Here is a 17,940-nt window from a genome sequence, read left to right as displayed (position 1 = left end):
GGTCATGGGAGAAGAGAAAAAGGACGAGCTGGACAAGGTGGTCATCAAAAACGACACCCTGCGGAAGTATTTCCCGCGCAGCTTCACCCCGAAACAGATGGAGGACACTATCATCAAGCTGCTGGATCAGTGGCAACGCAAACAGCAGCGGCAGAATGAACGCTAACTTATACCGTAACGAAGGACCCGATGGGGTCTTTTTCTTTTGCAATCAAAAGGAGAAAATGCCTATGAAAAACAACGCTACCCGTACCATCCGCTCCGAAGAAATCACCATTGATGTGCGTATCTGCGCTGCACTGGCGGCAAACCGGGGCAGCGGTGAGGTCTACCTCGCAGCCATTGCCCCGGATATGGAGCTGACCGTCATCACGCTGGATGAGACTCCCGGCATTCTGCCCTGCTTTGAGGAGGACGATGCCTGCCTGAACATCCCCAACACCTCGCTGCTGCTCTGCTACAACCCGGCGCAGGTGCTGAAGATGGGCGGCAAGCACTACCTGACCGGCCCGGTGATTCTGGCTCGCACCAACATGGACGGCGAGGTCATCTCGCTGACTATTGATGAGGTCTACCTGTTCCAGAAGTATCTGGAAAGCCACAGCATCACCCTGATGGCAGACGACCAGAAGCTGCCCTGCATCTGCATGGAGTGAGGTGTGCTTATGCTGAACTTTTTTATCGGTATCGCATTTTTTGAAACTGGTGCCTTTTTCGGCTTCTTTGTGGCAGCTCTGATGCAGGCGGCACGAAGCGGCGAAATCGGGCTGAACGGAAAGGAGGATTCGCATGGAAGAGAACACCTTGTCGGTGCTGAAAATTGCGCCGGGACAGTATCCGCAGCAGGTCGAGATCGATAACGACCTGAAAGCCTTGCAGCAGGCAGTGGGCGGCTCCATCGGCGCAAGCTATCCTTTTGAAGATCCGGTTGCCATCGTCTACAACGATGATGGCAAGCTCATGGGTCTGCCGCTGAACCGTGCCCTGTGGGACGAGGACGGGCTGATGTACGATGTCATTGCCGGAACCTTTCTGGTGGTGGGGCTGGGAGAGGAGGACTTTGTATCGCTCTCCCCGGAGTTGGCGCAGAAGTATGAAGAAGAATTCCATCAACCCGAAGCCTTTCTTCCTCTGGGGCGTCGCCTGATGGTCATTCCGGTGCCGGATGAATCGATTCGGAGTGATGCAGAAAAGGCTGTGAGCAAGCCCCCGGTGGAACATGACCGTTAAGCTGAGTTTCTTTCAGGGAGGTGGTAACGATGCAGGAAGAAATCGAGCATAAGACGGCCAACCTTGCCATCTCGACCACAAAACTGTCTGCCCGCACCCTGTTGCGCGGAATGCAGTTTCTGCTGCGGCAGTACGACAAGCACGCTTCGCAGGGCAAGCAGTCCATGAAGCGGCTGGTGCGGCAGAACCGTGGCGTGACCAATGTGGAAATTCAGAAAACCGGTATCAAGGATTTTGACCGCTATGCCAAGCGGTATCATATCGACTATGCCATCCAGAAAGACCTGTCCTGCACTCCGCCTCGATATATGGTCTACTTCAAGGCACAGGACACGGACGCTTTGAGCGCAGCATTCAAGGAATATTCGGCATCAGTGCTGGATAAAACCAAGCGTCCTTCCGTGCTGGCAAAGCTGCATGATCTGGCGCAGTCCGTTGCAAATCTGCCGGACAAAGTGCGGCACAAGCAGGAGGAGCGCGGCCTATGAGCAAAAAGAACCTTTCCAAGCTGCTGGCGCTCTATCTGCCCTATGTGGTAATTGGCTTGCTGGCAACCAATCTGGGCGAGGCGTGGCGGCTGGCCGTGGGCAAGGAACTGGGCGATAAAATCGTATCGCTGATGGATACGCTCCCGGTTGCATTTTCAAATCCGCTGCCCAGCCTGCACCCATTTGACTTGCTCATTGGTCTGTGCTGCGGTGCCGGGATGCGGCTGGCGGTGTACCTGAAAGGCAAAAACGCCAAGAAGTACCGTCACGGCATGGAGTACGGCTCTGCCCGGTGGGGCGGGCCTAAAGATATCGAGCCTTTTATGGCTCCGAAGTTTGAGGACAATATCATCCTGACAAAAACGGAACGCCTGATGATGAGCAACCGCCCACCGGACCCCAAGAATGCCCGGAACAAAAACGTGTTGGTGGTGGGCGGCTCCGGCAGCGGAAAGACCCGGTTTTGGCTCAAGCCCAACCTTTTACAATGTCACGGTTCCTATGTGGTTACTGACCCGAAAGGTAGTATCGTGATTGAGTGCGGCAATGCCCTGTTACAAAAGAGCTATAAGCTAAAGATTTTCAACACCATCAACTTTTCCAAGAGTATGCGCTATAACCCCATGGCGTACATCCACAGTGAAAAGGACATTCTGAAGCTCGTCACCGCACTGATGACCAACACCAAGGGTGAGGGTCAGGGCGGCGACCCATTCTGGGACAAGGCTGAACGGCTTTTGCTCGTTTCGCTGATCGCGTACCTTCACTATGAAGCCCCGGTTGAGGAACAAAACTTCGCAACACTGTTGGAAATGTTGAATACCATGCAGGTTTCGGAAGATGATGAAACTTATCAGAATCCGGTAGACCTGTTGTTTGAGGATCTGGGTAAGAAAAAACCAAAATCCTTTGCAGTGCGGCAGTACAAACTTTATAAGCTAGCTGCCGGCAAAACGGCTAAGTCCATCCTTATTTCCTGCGGTGCCCGGCTCGCACCCTTTGATATTCAGGAAGTCCGGGATGCCACCATGTACGATGAGCTGGAACTGGACAAGCTGGGTGACCGGAAAACGGCGCTGTTCCTTATCATGAGCGATACGGACAGTACATTTAACTTCCTGATCTCCATGATCTACACCCAGCTTTTTAACCTGCTCTGCGATAAGGCAGATGATGTGTACGGCGGTAAGCTGCCAGTCCATGTCCGCTGCCTGATCGACGAGTGTGCCAACATTGGTCAAATCCCGCAGCTGGAAAAGCTGGTGGCTACCATCCGCAGCCGTGAGATCTCGGCGTGTCTGGTCTTGCAGACCCGCAGCCAATTGAAAGCCATCTACAAAGATAATGCGGATACCATCGTGGGCAATATGGACAGCCAGATTTTCCTCGGCGGCAGTGAGCCTACCACCCTGAAAGATCTTGCCGAAGCACTCGGCAAGGAAACCATCGACAGCTACAACAATTCTGATACCCGTGGCAATAGCCCAAGCTATGGAACCAACTATCAAAAACTCGGCCACGAACTTATGAGCCGGGATGAACTGGCGGTGCTGGATGGCGGCAAGTGCATCCTGCAACTGCGGGGTGTGCGCCCGTTTTTGAGCGACAAGTACGACCTGATCCAGCACCCGAACTATAAGTACACCTCCGATTATGACCCCAAGAACGCCCTCGATATCGAGAAGTTCTTGAACCGAAAAGAAAAAATCCACCCAGACGATACCTTTGTCATGGTGGATGCTGATTCACTCCCGCCCGCCTGATAAGACGAGCGGTTATTTTTTATCCATTGACCCAACAGGTACACCGGAAAATCAGCCTTCGCCGTGGTTTTCGGCTTTTTGCAAACGGATTTCAGGTGTGTGCAGGGTCACTTTTTCAAAACAAAGGAGATTTTTCTATGGAATTCTTTAACAGCGCAGTGGACGTTCTGAAGACTCTGGTCGTGGCATTGGGTGCCGGTCTGGGCGTGTGGGGTGCCGTCAACCTGATGGAGGGTTACGGCGGCGATAACCCCTCCGCAAAAAGTCAGGGTATGAAGCAGTTCATGGCTAATTAGTTGGAACAAAAAACGAAAGGAAAAGCACAATCCAGACGGTATCAGCGGCAGGCTACAAGAATAAATTGTGATTTCACAAGATTGGTGCTATAATAAGAGAAAAGTTCCTGCCGGGGCAGCCGCCCCGGTGGTATAGATAGAAAGGCAGGAAAACAATATGCACATCAGCTATAAGCCACTCTGGCACACACTGTTAGAGCGTGATATGAGAAAAGAGGATTTAAGGCTTGCCGCTGGTATGACAACAAATATGATTGCCAACATGAGCAAAGAGGGAAAGCACATCAGCATGGATACATTAGCCCGTATCTGCGAAACGCTGAATTGTGAGATTACCGATGTGATTGAGTTAGTACCAGACGAGCCTGCTTCCACAGGAGGTAAGGAACATGAGCGAATTGAAACCAAGAATAACGGAAAACGGAATTGATTATATCCTTGTCGGAGATTATTACATCCCGGACTTGAAACTGCCGGAGGAACACCGCCCTATCGGAAAGTACGGACGGATGCACCGGGAATATTTAAGGGAAGTCCACCCAGCCAGATTGAATACATTGATACTGACCGGGGAATTGTGGACATATCTTGCAGACCTGAACGAACAGGCACAGGAACGGTTAGACACCATCATGGAGCAGATGAAAACTGCCGAGGGCGTAACCGAGGAATTGAAGCGTACCCACCAAATGGAATGGGTGCAGCGTTGCAATAACATTCATAACCGGGCAGAAGAAATTGTTTTGCATGAGATGATTTATTCATAACGGGAGCAATTAAATCGGAGGTATATAAGATGATTGAAATTGTATTTGGTGAAAGTGCCTGTGGAAGTTTGAAAATTGCCCAAACTTACGGCAAGGGAAAGTATAGAGGAAGTGCTGTTTCAATATTTATGAGGCATGAAGACGGGAGTGTTCCATCTTCAGATGAAATGAAAAAAGCACAGCTTCAAGCACAGGAACAAGAACGCATTGCTTGGGAGAATGCTATTCCATTGGGAGGCAAGAGCTGTGATGTTTATTGTTTTGATATGGCTCTTAGTGTGGGAGATATTTCTGATAATGGAATTGGCGAACAGCGGAAAAATGTTTTCAAGAAAATGCTGTCTGTCTGCTTTGTAGAGGATTTAGATTATCAGGTTGAAGAAAAAATACAGAAAATTAAAACTACATTGACCTCAGTGATTGAACGATATGTAGCTGGGGAAGAAATTCGCATTTGGTATAGCTATAATCCAGATGAGCTTTGTGGTATGTATTGGCTTATGAAACAACTTCAACCCTTAAACTGCCAGACAACAATTTATTTGGTTAAGTTACCTACATGGGAATATGGAAAAGAAAATACTATGACATCCAAAATAGCATGGGGCGAGGTCTCTCCTGGCGAATGGGGAAACTATATAACTCTACAAGAGAAAGCTAATCCTGTATTTCTTTCAGCTTGTGCTATGAAATGGAATCAACTTCAAAATGAAAATGCACCTTTGCGTGCAATGTTAAATGGTAAATTGCAAAGCGTTTCAGAAGATATATATGATAGTTTCATTCTTCGTGAAATTGCGGAACAGCCAGAGCAATTCAAAATGGCTATTGTCATAGGTAATGTTTTAGGAAAATATCAACTTGGAATTAGTGATGTATGGATTTCCAATCGCATTGATAAAATGCTTGAAGATGGTGTGTTGGAAATTATACAGGACGCACCAAAGGGAGAAACAAATTATCGCCGAATATTAAGAAAACGAATGAAGTAATAACCACAGCACAAACCGCTGCTACATGGAATCCAACAAACCATGCAACAGCGGTTTTCCTTTACCGTTTTTTCCTCTGGTTGATAGGCGTTCCCGTTTTCTTTGATTTTTGGAGAATCCGAATAAGCCAGCGAAATTCTTCATCTGACAGATTTTTATAGTTGATACCGAGCTGCTTGCAGTAAAGCACTGCCAGTTTTTCCAAACGGCTGCCCTTGAAATTTTCGACCGCTTCCAGATTTTCTTTCAGTTCATTGGCAACAGTGGTCTGGGGCGCACTCTCACTATCCTTTTTATGGGTTTCCCGAATATCCCGGATAATCAGGTTTAGGTCATCCAGAACCATGTGGCTGAAATATTCATCATCACTGATATGGGCGGCTTGCAGCACTTTCAAATGTGGGTCATCTTCGCCAGGGCGATACCGTTCTATGATTTCATGTCGGACAGTATCGACAAGGGTGTTGAGGTTTTGAATCTGCATGGTGGCAATCCCATCCACATAAATCTCAATGTCCGCAAGAAACTTGATAAAGTCCTTATGGGTGGCAAGTTCGCAGAGCAGACGGTTGTTGATCCGACCGCTTTTCAGAAGTGCAACCATTTCATCGTTCAAATGCAGCTCCGTCAGTGGCGTGTTGATCTGCTCCCTGTTCTCTGTCCGGCACAGCAGATAATCGACGGAAACCCCATAGAAGTCTGCCAGCGTGATAAGGTTGCCATGATTGATTTCCTTAAAATCTTCTTTTTCATAACTGCCAAGGGCTGATTTAGAAATACCCGTTAGTTTTGATAGTTCTTCCAGATTTAAGCCTTTGTCCTTGCGGAGTTCCCAAAGGCGTTCCTGTATGCTTGTTGCTCCTTTCATGGGCACACGCTCCTTTCCAACGGTTTCATTGCTGCCGCTTATCTGGATTATATCACACTTTCCGTAATCGTGGAAATTTCTGATTTTTACCCTTAATTCCTACTTTGTGGACATACGGCACAGGGCACAAAAATGTTCTATGATACAGGTAGTTCATCGATGGATTATTCCAATCGAATGACCAGCCTGTGTGGGATATGCTTCCCCGGCGATGTAGCGCCATGAATTTTGGCAGGGATATGGAGGAACCCTGACCAAAACGAGCGTACCAAAGGGAGCGATACGCCGCTGTGAGATTCAGGGGAGGAACGACACCGGAGAGAACTGGCGAACTGACACCGAAATGATACCGAAACACAACAATCTGATAGGGGGACAGTCTACCCTATCGCTGATACTTCGGGAGATTTTAAGCGGCTCTATGGCTGTAATTTTACCGAAAATCGCCCCGAAACCATACACTAAAACGGGAGGAAGCGCAATATGCCGAGAATGAGCAAAAAGAGGAAGTATGAGCTTTCCTTTTACCTCAATGACCGGGGGCGTGTCACTTACAACGAATTATGCCGGAAATGCCAGCATGGGTGCAAGCAGAGCTTCCGGGCGGTTGTGATTGACTGCCCCTGTTATTTATCCAAACGAGCAAAGAAAAAGGAGGAACACACAGAATGAATTTTGAATTTATGACGATAGACACACCATTGCCGCCCTGTATGCCTTTTCCCAGAGCGTTGACAGGATTTCCAGTCAGCAGCACCGCAAAGGTCATGTACTGCCGGATTCTGGACGCTATGCTCTCCAAAGGGCAGGAGGACGAGAACGGAATCCTCTTTGTCTGCTTCCCTGTCACAGCCATTGCCGCAGTCCTGTCCCGCAGCTCCATGACGGTCAAGCGTTCTCTGAATGAACTGGAAACTGCCGGACTTATCATGCGGGTGCGTCAGGGCATTGGAGAACCAAACCGGATTTATGTGCTGATACCGGGAAAGGAGGACGCTGCCCTTGCCTGATACCTCAAAGCTGGAAAAACTCAATCGGGAGTTGGAAAAAAGCGAAAAGAAACTGCGGAAAGCCATCAATGATGAAAAGGCATTGCAGCACCAGTTGAAACAGCTTACCCGAAAGGAACGGACGCACCGGCTCTGTACCCGTGGCGGTATGCTGGAAAGTTTTCTGCAAGAGCCGGAACGCCTGACAGATGATGATGTCATGCTGTTGTTGAAACTCATTTTTCACAGACAGGACACGCAGGAACTATTGAAAAAACTGCTGGAACGGGAGATGCCGGAACCCCCTTAGTTTACTAAGGGCGCAATTATACACCACCCAAAGGTTGGTGCATTGCGTTCTCCGAAGGCTCCTCGCCGGAGGGCTGTGATTTTCCGCAGTCATGGTCTGCTCCAAATCATACAGGGGACGCTACGCTTCCCCTGCGCTGGCTGTCGCCAGCTACCCTTTTGTGGACTTGCCGCCCGGAAACACCTTGCGCTGCAAGCTGTTCCCGTCCAGCAAGTTTTATCAGTCGAGCTATCCTTATCTACGGTAATTTAGTATAATAAGGTCAAAAAACAGAACGCTATCATTGTGCAACCGATATGCAACTGATAATTGCTTGATAGTTGGTGGTAGCAACACGGTAATTCAGATAGAATAAAGCCAACAAAGAAAGGAGGTCGTCCAAATGTTAGTAAACATCATTATGATTGTAGTCGGAATAGTTTTCTCATGTATCTTTGTCGGCTTGCTTATCCTTGTTATTCGTGCATTGCTTAAATATATCCGTACAGAGAAATGAAGCTAACAGCAACATTAGGAGGTGGTCAAATGAAAGTAACCGTATTTATGATAATCGTTGGAATAATTTTCTTATGTATCTTTGTTGGTTTGCTTACCCTTATTGTTCGTGCATTACTCAAATATATCCATTCAAAAGATGTACGGCAGGAAAAATCCGTAGTGAGGAAATCGTTGGGTGAAGCACTCAAAGTACACAGAACACAGTGCAAAATGACGCAGGAATTTGTTGCTGAAACGATTGGTGTTAGCAGGCAGGCTGTTTCAAAATGGGAAAATGGAACATCCGACCCTTCCACATCAAATCTTTTTGCACTTGCAAAACTTTACGGTATTTCTGTTGAAGAATTACTAAAAGAAGTTGAATAATCTTCATGCAGATATTTTATTTCATCATCGGGCCACCCTGACCCGAACTTTCAAAACTGAATACCAGCCGCCCACCGGCGGCACCACCGAGCAGGAAATCTGAAAAGGTCTCCTGCTTTTTTTCTGCCCCAAATGAGGTGGTAAAACGCCACCCCATCCACCAATTACCGAAAGGAGGGACACGAAATGCCCTGTCCACACAACGAAATCTCGATTGTGCAGCGAAGCCAACAGCAGTCTGCGGTTGCCGCCGCTGCCTACCAGAGCGGCGAAAAGCTGTTCTGTGGATACGATCAGGAAGTGAAGCACTACCCGGAAAAGCGTGGTATCGTCCACAATGAAATCTTGCTTCCGGCAAATGCCCCACGGTCGTATGCAGACCGCAATACTTTATGGAACGCCGCCGAAGCGGTGGAGAAGCAATGGAATTCCCAGCTTGCAAGGCGGTGGGTGCTTACCATCCCCAGAGAGATACCGCCCGACCAGTACGCCGCCCTTGTCCGGGATTTCTGCAATCAGCAGTTTGTTTCCAAAGGAATGTGCGTGGATTTTGCCATCCATGACAAAGGGGACGGAAACCCTCACGCTCATGTCATGCTGACTATGCGGGCAATGGATGAACATGGGAAATGGCTTCCCAAGAGCCGCAAGGTTTATGACCTTGACGAGAACGGGGAACGGATAAAACTTCCGTCCGGCAGATGGAAAAGTCACAAGGAAGATACGGTTGACTGGAACGACCGCAAGTATTGTGAAATCTGGCGGCATGAATGGGAGATCATCCAGAACCGCTATCTGGAAGCCAACAACCGCCCGGAGCGGGTGGATCTCCGTTCTTATGAAAGACAGGGGCTTGATATTATCCCTACCGTCCATGAGGGTGCTGCTGTCCGGCAGATGGAAAAGCGAGGGATTCAGACCAACATCGGAAATCTGAACCGGGAAATCAAAGCCGCCAACAGCCTGATGAAGTCTATCCGGCAGCTTATTAAAAATCTCAAAGGCTGGATTATCGAGCTTAGTGAAAAACGAAAAGAACTGCTTGCGGAAAAAGCTGCGGAGGAAGCGGTATTTCTTCCCAATCTGTTGATGAAGTACATGGAGGTACGAAAGGCAGAACGGAGCGACTGGACACGGGCGGGACAAAACCGTGGAACTTCCAAAGACTTAAAGGCAGTCAGCGAAGCCCTGTCCTATCTTCAGAGAAAGGGACTTTCCACCGTGGAGGATTTGGAAAACTTTATAGAAACGTCCGGGAAATCTGCCGCCGACTACCGAAAGCAGATGAAGCCAAAGGAAACCCGCAGCAACGTGATTGACGCTATCCTTGCCGCCCGGACGGACTGTAAGGAATGTAAGCCCGTTTATGAGAAATACCAGAAGATATTTTTCAAGAAAACTAAGGAAAAATTCAAGCTGGAACACCCGGAGGTTGCCCGGTTTGAGAAAGCCAGTGTCTACCTTGCCAAGCACCCGGATGATAAGGACAGCACGAAAAAGGAGCTTTTGCAGGAACAGGCGAAGCTTGTGGGCGAAATCGCAGACTTGAAAGTACCGTTGACCGAGGTGCAGGAAGATTTGAAGAAGCTGCGGGACATCCGCTACTGGGTACGGAAAGCCACACCCGGCACAGAGGAAAGCAAAGAGCCGCCCAAGAAGCAGCCCCTCAAAGAAGTCTTGCAGGATAAGGCTGACGAGAAGAAAGCACAGAAAAACGCCCCGGCGCAGACGAAACACAAACAACAGGATATGGAACTTTAACAGGCACTTGCCATTTTCAGATTGAGAATGATAAGTGCCTTTTCTTTTTTACAAGGAGGAATTGATTTGAATGTATTTGAAGCTGTGAAGCAGTCCGTTACGACAAGACAGGCTGCGGAGCATTACGGAATCCGGGTAAACAGAAACGGGATGGCTTGCTGCCCGTTCCACAACGATAAGACCCCCAGCATGAAGCTGGACAAGCGTTTCCACTGCTTCGGATGTGGTGCAGATGGGGATGTGATTGATTTTGTAGCTGCCCTGTACGGGCTGGGGAAAAAGGAAGCCGCCGCACAGTTGGCGAGTGACTTCGGGCTTGCCTATGAGGACTGGAAGCCACCGGGCAGGGCAAGGAAGCCCAAGCCCCGGCAGAAATCCCCGGAAGAACAGTTCCGGGAAGCAAAGGCACATTGCTTCCGTGTCCTTGCCGATTATCTACACCTCTTACGGGTATGGAAAACCGACTATGCCCCGCACTCCCCGGAGGAAGCGTTTCATCCCCGGTTCGTGGAAGCCTTGCAGAAGCAAGCCCATGTGGAATATCTGCTGGATGTGCTGCTGTTCGGGGAGACAGAGGAAAAAGCGGTTTTGATTATGGACTACGGAAAGGATGTGATACAGCTTGAACAGCGAATGGCAGAGCTTGCAGCCGCAGACGCAGCAAGAACTAAAAAACACCATGAACGCCATGCAGCCGCCCCAGAGCGTTGAGGAAGTAAAGGCAACTCTGGAAACCACCGAGAAAGGCGGCGTCCGCCAGAGCATACGGAACTGCCTGACCGTATTCCAGCGTGACCCTGTGCTTGCCGGGGCAATCGCCTACAACATCCTGACCGACCGCAAGGACATCATAAAGCCCATCGGTTTTCACAGAGAAAGCACAGCCCTGACCGATACGGACATGAAGTATCTGCTTCTCTATCTGGAGGAAACCTACGGGCTTACCAGTGAGAAAAAGATTGAAACCGCCATCGGGATTGTGGCGAATGAGAATAAGTACCACCCCATCCGGGATTTTCTGAACAGCCTTGCATGGGACGGGACTGAGCGCATCCGCTTCTGTCTGCGGCACTTTCTGGGAGCTGATGTGGACGATTACACCTATGAAGCCTTGAAGCTGTTCATGCTGGGGGCGATTACAAGGGCATTTAAGCCCGGAAGCAAGTTTGAAATCATGCTGTGTCTGGTAGGCGGTCAGGGGGCTGGCAAATCCACCTTCTTCCGGCTGCTGGCAGTCCGGGACGAGTGGTTTTCCGATGATTTGCGGAAGCTGGACGATGATAACGTGTACCGCAAGCTGCAAGGTCACTGGATAATTGAAATGTCGGAAATGATGGCAACCGCCAATGCCAAGAGCATTGAGGAAATCAAGTCCTTTCTAAGCCGCCAGAAAGAGGTTTACAAAATTCCCTATGAAACTCACCCGGCAGACCGCCCCCGTCAATGCGTGTTCGGCGGCACTTCCAACGCCCTTGACTTTCTCCCCCTTGACCGTTCCGGCAACCGCCGATTTATCCCGGTCATGGTGTACCCGGAGCAAGCCGAGGTTCACATTTTGGAGGACGAAGCCGCTTCCAGAGCCTATATCAGCCAGATGTGGGCGGAAGCAATGGAGATTTACCGAAGCGGCATGTTCAAGCTGTCATTCAGCCCAGCCATGCAGCGGTATCTCAAAGAACACCAGCGGGATTTTATGCCGGAGGACACCAAAGCCGGGATGATACAGGCTTACCTTGATAAGTACACCGGGGAAACGGTCTGCTCCAAGCAGCTCTACAAGGAAGCCTTAAACCACACCTTTGATGAGCCGAAGCAATGGGAAATCCGGGAAATCAACGAGATAATGAACCAGTGCATTACCGGGTGGAACTACTTTTCCAATCCGAGGATGTTTGCGGAATACGGCAGACAAAAGGGCTGGGAGCGTGAAATCCCGGCAACGGACACCGACAACCCGCCCGAAAAATCTATGGACGGTTTTGTGGAGGTCACAGAGCAGATGGAGCTTCCATTCTGAAAATGACAGCCCGTTGCCGACTTCGTTGCTATCCCGTTGCCGAGCCGGTTGCCGGGGAAAATCCCTTATTTCCGGGCTTTTTCCCTCTCTGACAACCAAAACAACAGAAAAATAAAAGAAAAGTATAAATAGTAATCAACGCCAGATTGAGATTGTTTGCAAGGTCTTTTGAAGCCCGTTGCCGGACTTCGTTGCCGACCGTTCTCTGTCTGGCTATTTTCATGTATGGAGGATAACTGCCTATGGCGAAAAATAAGACCAAGATTGAAGTGACAACCGTATTTGACGGGGAACTGGACGCCACCGATGTGTTCGTCAGCCTGATTTCCCAGAAATACGGCAAAACAAATACAAAAGAATATCTTGCTAAAAAGAAAGATTTGAAGTATAATGAAGATGAGGTTCAACAGAGCCAGATACCGTCTGGATTGTGTGGGTAAATGGCTATGATGAACGAAATGGAATACAGAACAATCGGTTCAGCACTTGCCGGGGGCTATCGTGCGGCGGTCTATTGCAGGCTGTCAAAGGACGATGACCTGCAAGGCGAAAGTGCCAGTATCGCAAACCAGCGTGATATGCTGGAAAAATACTGCGAAAAGCAGGGATGGGAGGTTGTGGCAGTCTATCAGGACGATGGCTTCACAGGTCTTAATATGGAGCGTCCTGATTTACAGAGAATGTTGAGAGCCATTGAGCGCAGGCAAATCAACCTTGTCATCACGAAAGACCTCAGCCGACTGGGGCGTAACTATTTGCAAACAGGGCATTTGATTGAGGACTTTTTCCCAAGAAACGGTGTCCGCTATATCGCCATGAATGACGGTATCGACACCCTGCGGGATAACAACGACATCGCCCCGTTCAAGAATATCCTGAACGAGATGTACAGCAAGGATATTTCCAAGAAAGTCCATTCCTCTTATCTTCTGAAAGCGCAGAAAGGACAGTTTACCGGGTGTCTTGCCCCGTTTGGGTATCGGAAAGACCCGGAGGACAAAAACCATCTGCTCATTGACGAGGAAACCGCCCCGATTGTGCGGCTGATTTTCGGATATGCCCTAAACGGTCATGGTCCGAACTATATCCGCAGACGGCTGGAGGAAGAAAAAATCCCCTGCCCCACATGGTGGAACCGGGAACGGGGGCTTCGCAATACCCGCACCAAATGGGAAAAGAAAGACCCGGAAAACGGGCGGTATATGTGGGACTTTTCCGTTATCAAAGACCTTTTGATGAATCCCGTTTACACTGGGGCGATTGCTTCCCAGAAAAAGGACTACCGTTTCAAAATCGGCACGATTGGGGAAAAGAAGCCGGAGGACTGGATTGTAGTGGAAGGACAGCATGAACCGCTGATTGACCGCATGAGCTTTGACATTGTGCAGAACAAGCTGAAATCCCGCCAGCGTCCGGGGCAGACCAATGAAATCAGCCTGTTTGCCGGACTGATAAAATGCGGCGAGTGTGGGAAGTCTCTGACGGTACGCTACACAAACGCAAAACATCCCCAGCAGATTTACTCCTGCAAGACCTACAATGCCTTTGGAAAGAACCACTGCACCCAGCACCGGATTGATTATGACACCCTTTACAGTCATGTGCTGCGGAAAATCCGGGAATGTGCCAGAGCTGCCCTGATGGACGGGAAAGCGGTTGCTGACCGCCTGACCAATACCTGTGAAGCCGAGCAGCGGGAACAGCGGGAAGCAATGGAACGCTCCCTTACAAGGGACGAGGAACGGATTGAGGTTCTGGACAAAATGGTAATGCGGCTTTATGAAGATATGATTGCAGGGCGTATCAGTGAGCAGAACTTCAACACCATGCTGGAAAAGACACAGACCGAGCAGACGGAACTTAAAACAAAAGTGTCCGAGGGCAGAAAGCGGCTGTCCGATGAAGTCCAGCTTGCCAATGACGCAAAACAATGGGTGGAAGCCATTCAGGAATATGCCAACATCACAGAGTTGGACGCAGCCACCCTCAACCGCTTAATCAAAGAAATCGTCGTGCATGAGCGCATTGACGAAGATAAAACAAGACACATTTCTATCGAAATTCATTTTAATCTCAAACCCATCCCGGAGGTGGAACAGGTCACTGCCTGACCTGTCCCGCCGGGACGGTTCTCTTAAAAACACCATATAGATTTTTTGTACGCCGCCGCCCGCCATCGAGCAGAGTTTTACACCTAATTGGGGATAAAACAGCTGATGGCTGGCGGCGGCGTTGCCCTGATCGGTATCACTCTGGTGCCCCTGCTGTCCGGTCTGTTCGGCTAATTCGCTCCTCGCAATAAACACAGTTTGACCCATAAGTACGCCAGTAAATTAACTCTCGCCGCAGCTTACGGCGCTTTAACAAATGGATTTCAGATGTGTGCAGGGTCGCTTTTTCAAAACAAAGGAGATTACTATGGAATTCTTTAATAGTGCAGTGGATGTTCTGAAGACTCTGGTTGTGGCACTGGGTGCCGGTCTGGGCGTGTGGGGTGCTGTGAACCTCATGGAAGGCTACGGCGGCGATAACCCCTCTGCCAAGAGCCAGGGTATGAAGCAGCTGATGGCTGGCGGCGGCGTTGCCCTCATCGGTATCACTCTGGTGCCCCTGCTGTCCGGTCTGTTCGGCTGATCTTTTCCGGGCGGCGTTTGCCGCCCCGTACATATTTACTTGCAAGCATTTCCAGCCCCTCCGTGGCAAACGGATTCTTATTATAAAGAGGAAACGCATTGCAAATCGAATATTCACCTTTATTTTGAAAGGATGGTGCTATTATGCAGATTCTGACTCACCTTATTTTTCTGCTCAACCTGCTCAAGACCCTTATCAACCATTTTTCTTGATGGGTGGTGGCGCTGAGTGGAAACTGTTCTCAAAGCAATCTCCGATTGGATCAAGTCACTGCTGACAGCGGCGATCATGTCCAATCTCTCCGGCTTGTTTGATGACGTCAACACCCAAGTGGGCAACATCGCACAGCAGGTCGGCACCAAACCATCCAGTTTTGAACCGCGCGTTTTCGCTATGATCGAAGCGTTGTCCCGGAATGTGGTGCTGCCCATTGCAGGTGTGATTTTGACTTTTATAGCCTGCTATGAGCTGATTCAGCTCATCACAGAGCACAACAACATGGCACAATTTGAACCTGCGCTGCTGATGAAATGGATTTTCAAAACTGCCATTTCGGTCTGGATGATCTCCAACACTTTCGATATCATCATGGCGGTGTTCGACGTGACTCAGCAGGTGGTGGCAAATTCCAGCGGCATCATCAGCGGCAACACAAGGGTCAACGATATCGGCTTGTCGATGCTGCAATCCAGCATGATGCAGATGGACGTAGGACCACTGTTCGGGCTGTTCTTGCAGTCCTTCTTCATCGGTATCACCATGCGCATCCTGTCCATCGTGATTTTCGTCATCGTCTACGGAAGAATGATTGAGATCTACATGATGGTCAGTCTGGCTCCGGTGCCCATGGCAACATGGGGCAACCATGAGCAATCCCATGTTGGACAGAACTATCTTCGTTCTCTGTTCGCGCTGGGATTTCAAGGTTTCCTGATCCTGATCTGCGTGGCGATCTACGCTGTTCTGCTCCAGAATGTTGCAATATCCGGGGATGCCATCAACTCGATCTGGAGTATCGTGGGGTACACGGTGCTGCTCTGCTTCTCGCTGTTCAAGACCAGCTCTGTCGCCAAAACTCTGCTGGGTGCCCATTGATTCGGAGGTGAAATTTTGGCAGCTTATATTTCCGTGCCGCGCGATTTCAGCAAGGTGAAGTCCAAAGTAGCCTTCAACCTGACCGCCCGGCAGCTTATCTGTTTTGGTGCAGCGGCAGTCGTAGGGGTGCCGCTGTTCTTTGTTCTGCGGGACACCGCTGGCAATTCCGGTGCTACCCTCGGCATGATGTCGGTGATGCTGCCCATGTTTTTTCTGGCCATGTACCAGAAGAACGGTCAGCCCGCCGAAAAGATCCTGCGGTACTACCTTCAGGCGCGTTTTATTCGTCCGAAGGTGCGTCCGTACCAGACCCGCAATTACTATGCACTGCTTATGAAGGGAGATGACACCCATGATTCCGTTTCTGAAAAAGAATAAAGACGGCAAAAAGCCGCCCAAGCCCACAGTGCCCCGCACGGCACAGGAGAGCATTCCGTTCCAGCGGATGTTTGAGGACGGCACCTGCCGTGTCCGTCCCGGCTACTACACCCGCACCATCCAATATCAGGATATCAACTATCAGCTGGCGCAGCAGGAGGATAAGACCGCCATCTTTGAGGAATGGTGCTCTTTTCTCAACTTTTTCGACAGCTCTATCCACTTTGAACTGTCCTTTGTGAACACCGCCACCGATTCGGCAGACTTTGAAAAGTCCATCCGCATCCCGTACCAGCAGGATGGTTTTGACGATGTGCGCGCCGAGTACAGCCAGATGCTGCGGCAGCAGCTTTCCAAGGGCAACAATGGCTTGACAAAGACCAAGTTCCTGACCTACGGCATCGAGGGCGACAGCATGGCGCAGGTCAAGCCGCGGCTGGAGCACATCCAGAACGACCTGATGAACAACTTTCACAGGTTGGGCGTTCTGGCAAAGCCGTTGGACGGTACGGAGCGTCTGCGGCTGATGCACGGGATGCTGAACATGGATGGAGCCAACAAGTTCCACTTCAACTGGAAAGACCTTGTGCCCAGTGGTCTGTCCGTAAAGGATGCCATTGCACCCACTGCACTGGCGTTTAAGAACAGCCATACCTTTCAGATGGGCGGCATCTTCGGGGCGGTCAGCTTCCTGAATATCACGGCTTCTGACCTGAGTGACCAGTTGCTGAAGGATTTTCTGGACATGGATTCCAGCCAGATCGTTACCATGCACATCCAGTCCGTTGACCAGAACAAGGCCATCAAAACCATCAAGCACACCATCACCGAACTCGACCGCAGCAAGATCGAGGAGCAGAAAAAAGCTGTCCGCGCCGGATACGACATGGACGTGCTGCCGTCTGATTTGGCGACTTATGGGCGGGACGCAAAAGCCCTGCTGAAAGAATTGCAGAGTCAGAACGAGAGAATGTTTTTGGTGACGTTCCTTGTCCTGAACACCGGCAAGACTGAGCAGGAACTGGAAACTAACGTGTTTCAGGCGGTCAGCATTGCGCAGAAGCACAACTGCGAATTATGCCGCCTTGATTTTCAGCAGGAGCAGGGGTTGATGAGCAGCCTGCCGCTGGCAGACTGCCAGATCGAGATCCAGCGCGGCCTGACCACCAGCAGTACGGCAATTTTTGTGCCGTTTACCACGCAGGAACTGTTCGATAACGGCAAGGAAAGCCTGTATTATGGCTTGAACGCCCTGTCCAACAACCTGATTATGGTTGACCGCAAAAAGCTGAAGAACCCCAACGGTCTGATTTTGGGCACTCCCGGTTCCGGTAAATCCTTCAGCGCAAAGCGTGAGATCTGCAATGCGTTCCTCGTGACGGACGATGATATCATCATCTGCGACCCGGAAGCAGAGGTGCGACACGAAGTCGCGTAATGTATTGTGTATAAACACTGCTCTATCCATTTGGAGTAACCCTACTGTGA

At 49.9% G+C, this 17,940-nt stretch carries 21 protein-coding genes and 3 pseudogenes; 23 read left to right on the top strand and 1 reads right to left on the bottom strand.

Annotation, left to right across the window (positions count from 1 at the left end; genetic code table 11):
• From QZL71_RS11670 to QZL71_RS11630, 9 genes and pseudogenes are all read left to right on the top strand, one after another.
• A pseudogene (locus QZL71_RS11670) lies at window positions 1-166 on the top strand (chromosome partitioning protein ParB); the annotation flags it as partial.
• 64 nt (window positions 167-230) lie between these two features.
• Window positions 231-656 (top strand): hypothetical protein, encoded by a 426-nt coding sequence (locus QZL71_RS11665; protein ID WP_294648881.1) that lies wholly within the window; start codon window positions 231-233, stop codon window positions 654-656.
• Between the two features lie 127 nt (window positions 657-783).
• On the top strand, window positions 784-1,230 hold the full coding sequence (locus QZL71_RS11660; RefSeq protein WP_363912695.1) for a DUF3846 domain-containing protein: 447 nt from the start codon (window positions 784-786) through the stop codon (window positions 1,228-1,230).
• 29 nt (window positions 1,231-1,259) lie between these two features.
• A complete protein-coding gene (locus QZL71_RS11655) occupies window positions 1,260-1,718 on the top strand; it encodes a PcfB family protein (RefSeq protein WP_294648877.1) in 459 nt (152 codons plus the stop codon).
• Window positions 1,715-3,481, top strand: coding sequence for a VirD4-like conjugal transfer protein, CD1115 family (locus QZL71_RS11650; RefSeq protein ID WP_294648875.1), 1,767 nt, complete (start codon window positions 1,715-1,717; stop codon window positions 3,479-3,481). The genes QZL71_RS11655 and QZL71_RS11650 overlap by 4 nt, the downstream gene beginning before the upstream one ends.
• Before the next feature lie 137 nt (window positions 3,482-3,618).
• Window positions 3,619-3,777, top strand: coding sequence for a Maff2 family mobile element protein (locus QZL71_RS11645; RefSeq protein ID WP_112121893.1), 159 nt, complete (start codon window positions 3,619-3,621; stop codon window positions 3,775-3,777).
• 157 nt (window positions 3,778-3,934) lie between these two features.
• On the top strand, window positions 3,935-4,207 hold the full coding sequence (locus tag QZL71_RS11640) for a helix-turn-helix domain-containing protein (RefSeq protein WP_002593556.1): 273 nt from the start codon (window positions 3,935-3,937) through the stop codon (window positions 4,205-4,207).
• Window positions 4,167-4,544 carry a TnpV protein gene (locus tag QZL71_RS11635; protein WP_005927690.1) on the top strand — a complete coding sequence of 126 codons (378 nt, stop codon included), beginning with the start codon at window positions 4,167-4,169 and terminating at the stop codon, window positions 4,542-4,544. Before QZL71_RS11640 ends, QZL71_RS11635 begins: the two co-directional genes overlap by 41 nt.
• Window positions 4,545-4,573: 29 nt before the next feature.
• The gene (locus tag QZL71_RS11630) at window positions 4,574-5,536 is read left to right on the top strand and encodes a DUF3658 domain-containing protein (RefSeq protein WP_005927687.1); all 963 of its coding nucleotides are present in this window, start codon (window positions 4,574-4,576) and stop codon (window positions 5,534-5,536) included.
• 61 nt (window positions 5,537-5,597) lie between these two features.
• Here QZL71_RS11630 and QZL71_RS11625 read toward each other — a convergent pair whose 3' ends face one another.
• Window positions 5,598-6,404 (bottom strand): helix-turn-helix domain-containing protein, encoded by an 807-nt coding sequence (locus tag QZL71_RS11625; protein WP_005924756.1) that lies wholly within the window; start codon window positions 6,402-6,404, stop codon window positions 5,598-5,600.
• Between the two features lie 483 nt (window positions 6,405-6,887).
• On the opposite strand from QZL71_RS11625, the gene QZL71_RS11620 reads away from it, so the two are divergent.
• The 14 genes and pseudogenes from QZL71_RS11620 to QZL71_RS11555 all read left to right on the top strand — a co-directional run.
• Window positions 6,888-7,076 carry a hypothetical protein gene (locus tag QZL71_RS11620; RefSeq protein WP_005927683.1) on the top strand — a complete coding sequence of 63 codons (189 nt, stop codon included), beginning with the start codon at window positions 6,888-6,890 and terminating at the stop codon, window positions 7,074-7,076.
• The gene (locus QZL71_RS11615; protein WP_294648873.1) at window positions 7,073-7,414 is read left to right on the top strand and encodes a DeoR family transcriptional regulator; all 342 of its coding nucleotides are present in this window, start codon (window positions 7,073-7,075) and stop codon (window positions 7,412-7,414) included. Before QZL71_RS11620 ends, QZL71_RS11615 begins: the two co-directional genes overlap by 4 nt.
• The gene (locus QZL71_RS11610) at window positions 7,407-7,703 is read left to right on the top strand and encodes a DUF3847 domain-containing protein (protein ID WP_005927679.1); all 297 of its coding nucleotides are present in this window, start codon (window positions 7,407-7,409) and stop codon (window positions 7,701-7,703) included. The genes QZL71_RS11615 and QZL71_RS11610 overlap by 8 nt, the downstream gene beginning before the upstream one ends.
• Window positions 7,704-8,228: 525 nt before the next feature.
• Complete coding sequence (locus QZL71_RS11605; RefSeq protein ID WP_003509323.1) at window positions 8,229-8,567, top strand: helix-turn-helix domain-containing protein; 339 nt, start codon at window positions 8,229-8,231, stop codon at window positions 8,565-8,567.
• Between the two features lie 186 nt (window positions 8,568-8,753).
• Window positions 8,754-10,328: a MobQ family relaxase gene (gene mobQ, locus QZL71_RS11600; RefSeq protein WP_294648871.1), complete on the top strand. Its 1,575-nt coding sequence runs from the start codon at window positions 8,754-8,756 to the stop codon at window positions 10,326-10,328.
• A gap of 66 nt (window positions 10,329-10,394) precedes the next feature.
• Entirely contained in the window at window positions 10,395-11,039 is a 645-nt protein-coding gene (locus tag QZL71_RS11595) for a CHC2 zinc finger domain-containing protein (RefSeq protein ID WP_025544160.1), read from the top strand.
• Window positions 11,008-12,345 carry a virulence-associated E family protein gene (locus tag QZL71_RS11590; RefSeq protein ID WP_008394605.1) on the top strand — a complete coding sequence of 446 codons (1,338 nt, stop codon included), beginning with the start codon at window positions 11,008-11,010 and terminating at the stop codon, window positions 12,343-12,345. Before QZL71_RS11595 ends, QZL71_RS11590 begins: the two co-directional genes overlap by 32 nt.
• A gap of 242 nt (window positions 12,346-12,587) precedes the next feature.
• Window positions 12,588-12,785 carry a hypothetical protein gene (locus QZL71_RS11585; RefSeq protein WP_002595176.1) on the top strand — a complete coding sequence of 66 codons (198 nt, stop codon included), beginning with the start codon at window positions 12,588-12,590 and terminating at the stop codon, window positions 12,783-12,785.
• The gene (locus QZL71_RS11580; RefSeq protein ID WP_008394601.1) at window positions 12,786-14,456 is read left to right on the top strand and encodes a recombinase family protein; all 1,671 of its coding nucleotides are present in this window, start codon (window positions 12,786-12,788) and stop codon (window positions 14,454-14,456) included.
• 90 nt (window positions 14,457-14,546) lie between these two features.
• Window positions 14,547-14,630, top strand: a pseudogene (locus QZL71_RS11575) (Maff2 family mobile element protein); the annotation flags it as partial.
• Between the two features lie 133 nt (window positions 14,631-14,763).
• Window positions 14,764-14,979, top strand: a complete 216-nt coding sequence (locus tag QZL71_RS11570; protein WP_015565186.1) for a Maff2 family mobile element protein — start codon at window positions 14,764-14,766, stop codon at window positions 14,977-14,979.
• 228 nt (window positions 14,980-15,207) lie between these two features.
• Entirely contained in the window at window positions 15,208-16,074 is an 867-nt protein-coding gene (locus QZL71_RS11565) for a VirB6/TrbL-like conjugal transfer protein, CD1112 family (RefSeq protein WP_294648869.1), read from the top strand.
• A 15-nt stretch (window positions 16,075-16,089) separates the two neighbouring features.
• Window positions 16,090-16,452 carry a PrgI family protein gene (locus QZL71_RS11560; protein ID WP_294648867.1) on the top strand — a complete coding sequence of 121 codons (363 nt, stop codon included), beginning with the start codon at window positions 16,090-16,092 and terminating at the stop codon, window positions 16,450-16,452.
• Window positions 16,427-17,869 (top strand): annotated as a pseudogene (locus QZL71_RS11555) (VirB4-like conjugal transfer ATPase, CD1110 family); the annotation flags it as partial. The gene QZL71_RS11560 and the pseudogene QZL71_RS11555, both read left to right, overlap by 26 nt.
• Window positions 17,870-17,940: the final 71 nt, after the last annotated feature.

It is taken from the genome of uncultured Faecalibacterium sp. (assembly GCF_900066275.1).
Taxonomy (GTDB): domain Bacteria; phylum Bacillota; class Clostridia; order Oscillospirales; family Ruminococcaceae; genus Faecalibacterium; species Faecalibacterium taiwanense.
This window is presented reverse-complemented; position numbering and strand designations above follow the sequence as displayed.

Coding starts and splice junctions, on each gene's coding strand:
- QZL71_RS11665 (WP_294648881.1), top strand. CDS start 231: ATGAAAAACAACGCTACCCGTACCATCCGCTCCGAAGAAATCACCATT.
- QZL71_RS11655 (WP_294648877.1), top strand. CDS start 1,260: ATGCAGGAAGAAATCGAGCATAAGACGGCCAACCTTGCCATCTCGACC.
- QZL71_RS11650 (WP_294648875.1), top strand. CDS start 1,715: ATGAGCAAAAAGAACCTTTCCAAGCTGCTGGCGCTCTATCTGCCCTAT.
- QZL71_RS11645 (WP_112121893.1), top strand. CDS start 3,619: ATGGAATTCTTTAACAGCGCAGTGGACGTTCTGAAGACTCTGGTCGTG.
- QZL71_RS11640 (WP_002593556.1), top strand. CDS start 3,935: ATGCACATCAGCTATAAGCCACTCTGGCACACACTGTTAGAGCGTGAT.
- QZL71_RS11635 (WP_005927690.1), top strand. CDS start 4,167: ATGAGCGAATTGAAACCAAGAATAACGGAAAACGGAATTGATTATATC.
- QZL71_RS11630 (WP_005927687.1), top strand. CDS start 4,574: ATGATTGAAATTGTATTTGGTGAAAGTGCCTGTGGAAGTTTGAAAATT.
- QZL71_RS11625 (WP_005924756.1), bottom strand. CDS start 6,404: ATGAAAGGAGCAACAAGCATACAGGAACGCCTTTGGGAACTCCGCAAG.
- QZL71_RS11620 (WP_005927683.1), top strand. CDS start 6,888: ATGCCGAGAATGAGCAAAAAGAGGAAGTATGAGCTTTCCTTTTACCTC.
- QZL71_RS11615 (WP_294648873.1), top strand. CDS start 7,073: ATGAATTTTGAATTTATGACGATAGACACACCATTGCCGCCCTGTATG.
- QZL71_RS11605 (WP_003509323.1), top strand. CDS start 8,229: ATGAAAGTAACCGTATTTATGATAATCGTTGGAATAATTTTCTTATGT.
- mobQ (WP_294648871.1), top strand. CDS start 8,754: ATGCCCTGTCCACACAACGAAATCTCGATTGTGCAGCGAAGCCAACAG.
- QZL71_RS11590 (WP_008394605.1), top strand. CDS start 11,008: ATGAACGCCATGCAGCCGCCCCAGAGCGTTGAGGAAGTAAAGGCAACT.
- QZL71_RS11585 (WP_002595176.1), top strand. CDS start 12,588: ATGGCGAAAAATAAGACCAAGATTGAAGTGACAACCGTATTTGACGGG.
- QZL71_RS11580 (WP_008394601.1), top strand. CDS start 12,786: ATGGCTATGATGAACGAAATGGAATACAGAACAATCGGTTCAGCACTT.
- QZL71_RS11570 (WP_015565186.1), top strand. CDS start 14,764: ATGGAATTCTTTAATAGTGCAGTGGATGTTCTGAAGACTCTGGTTGTG.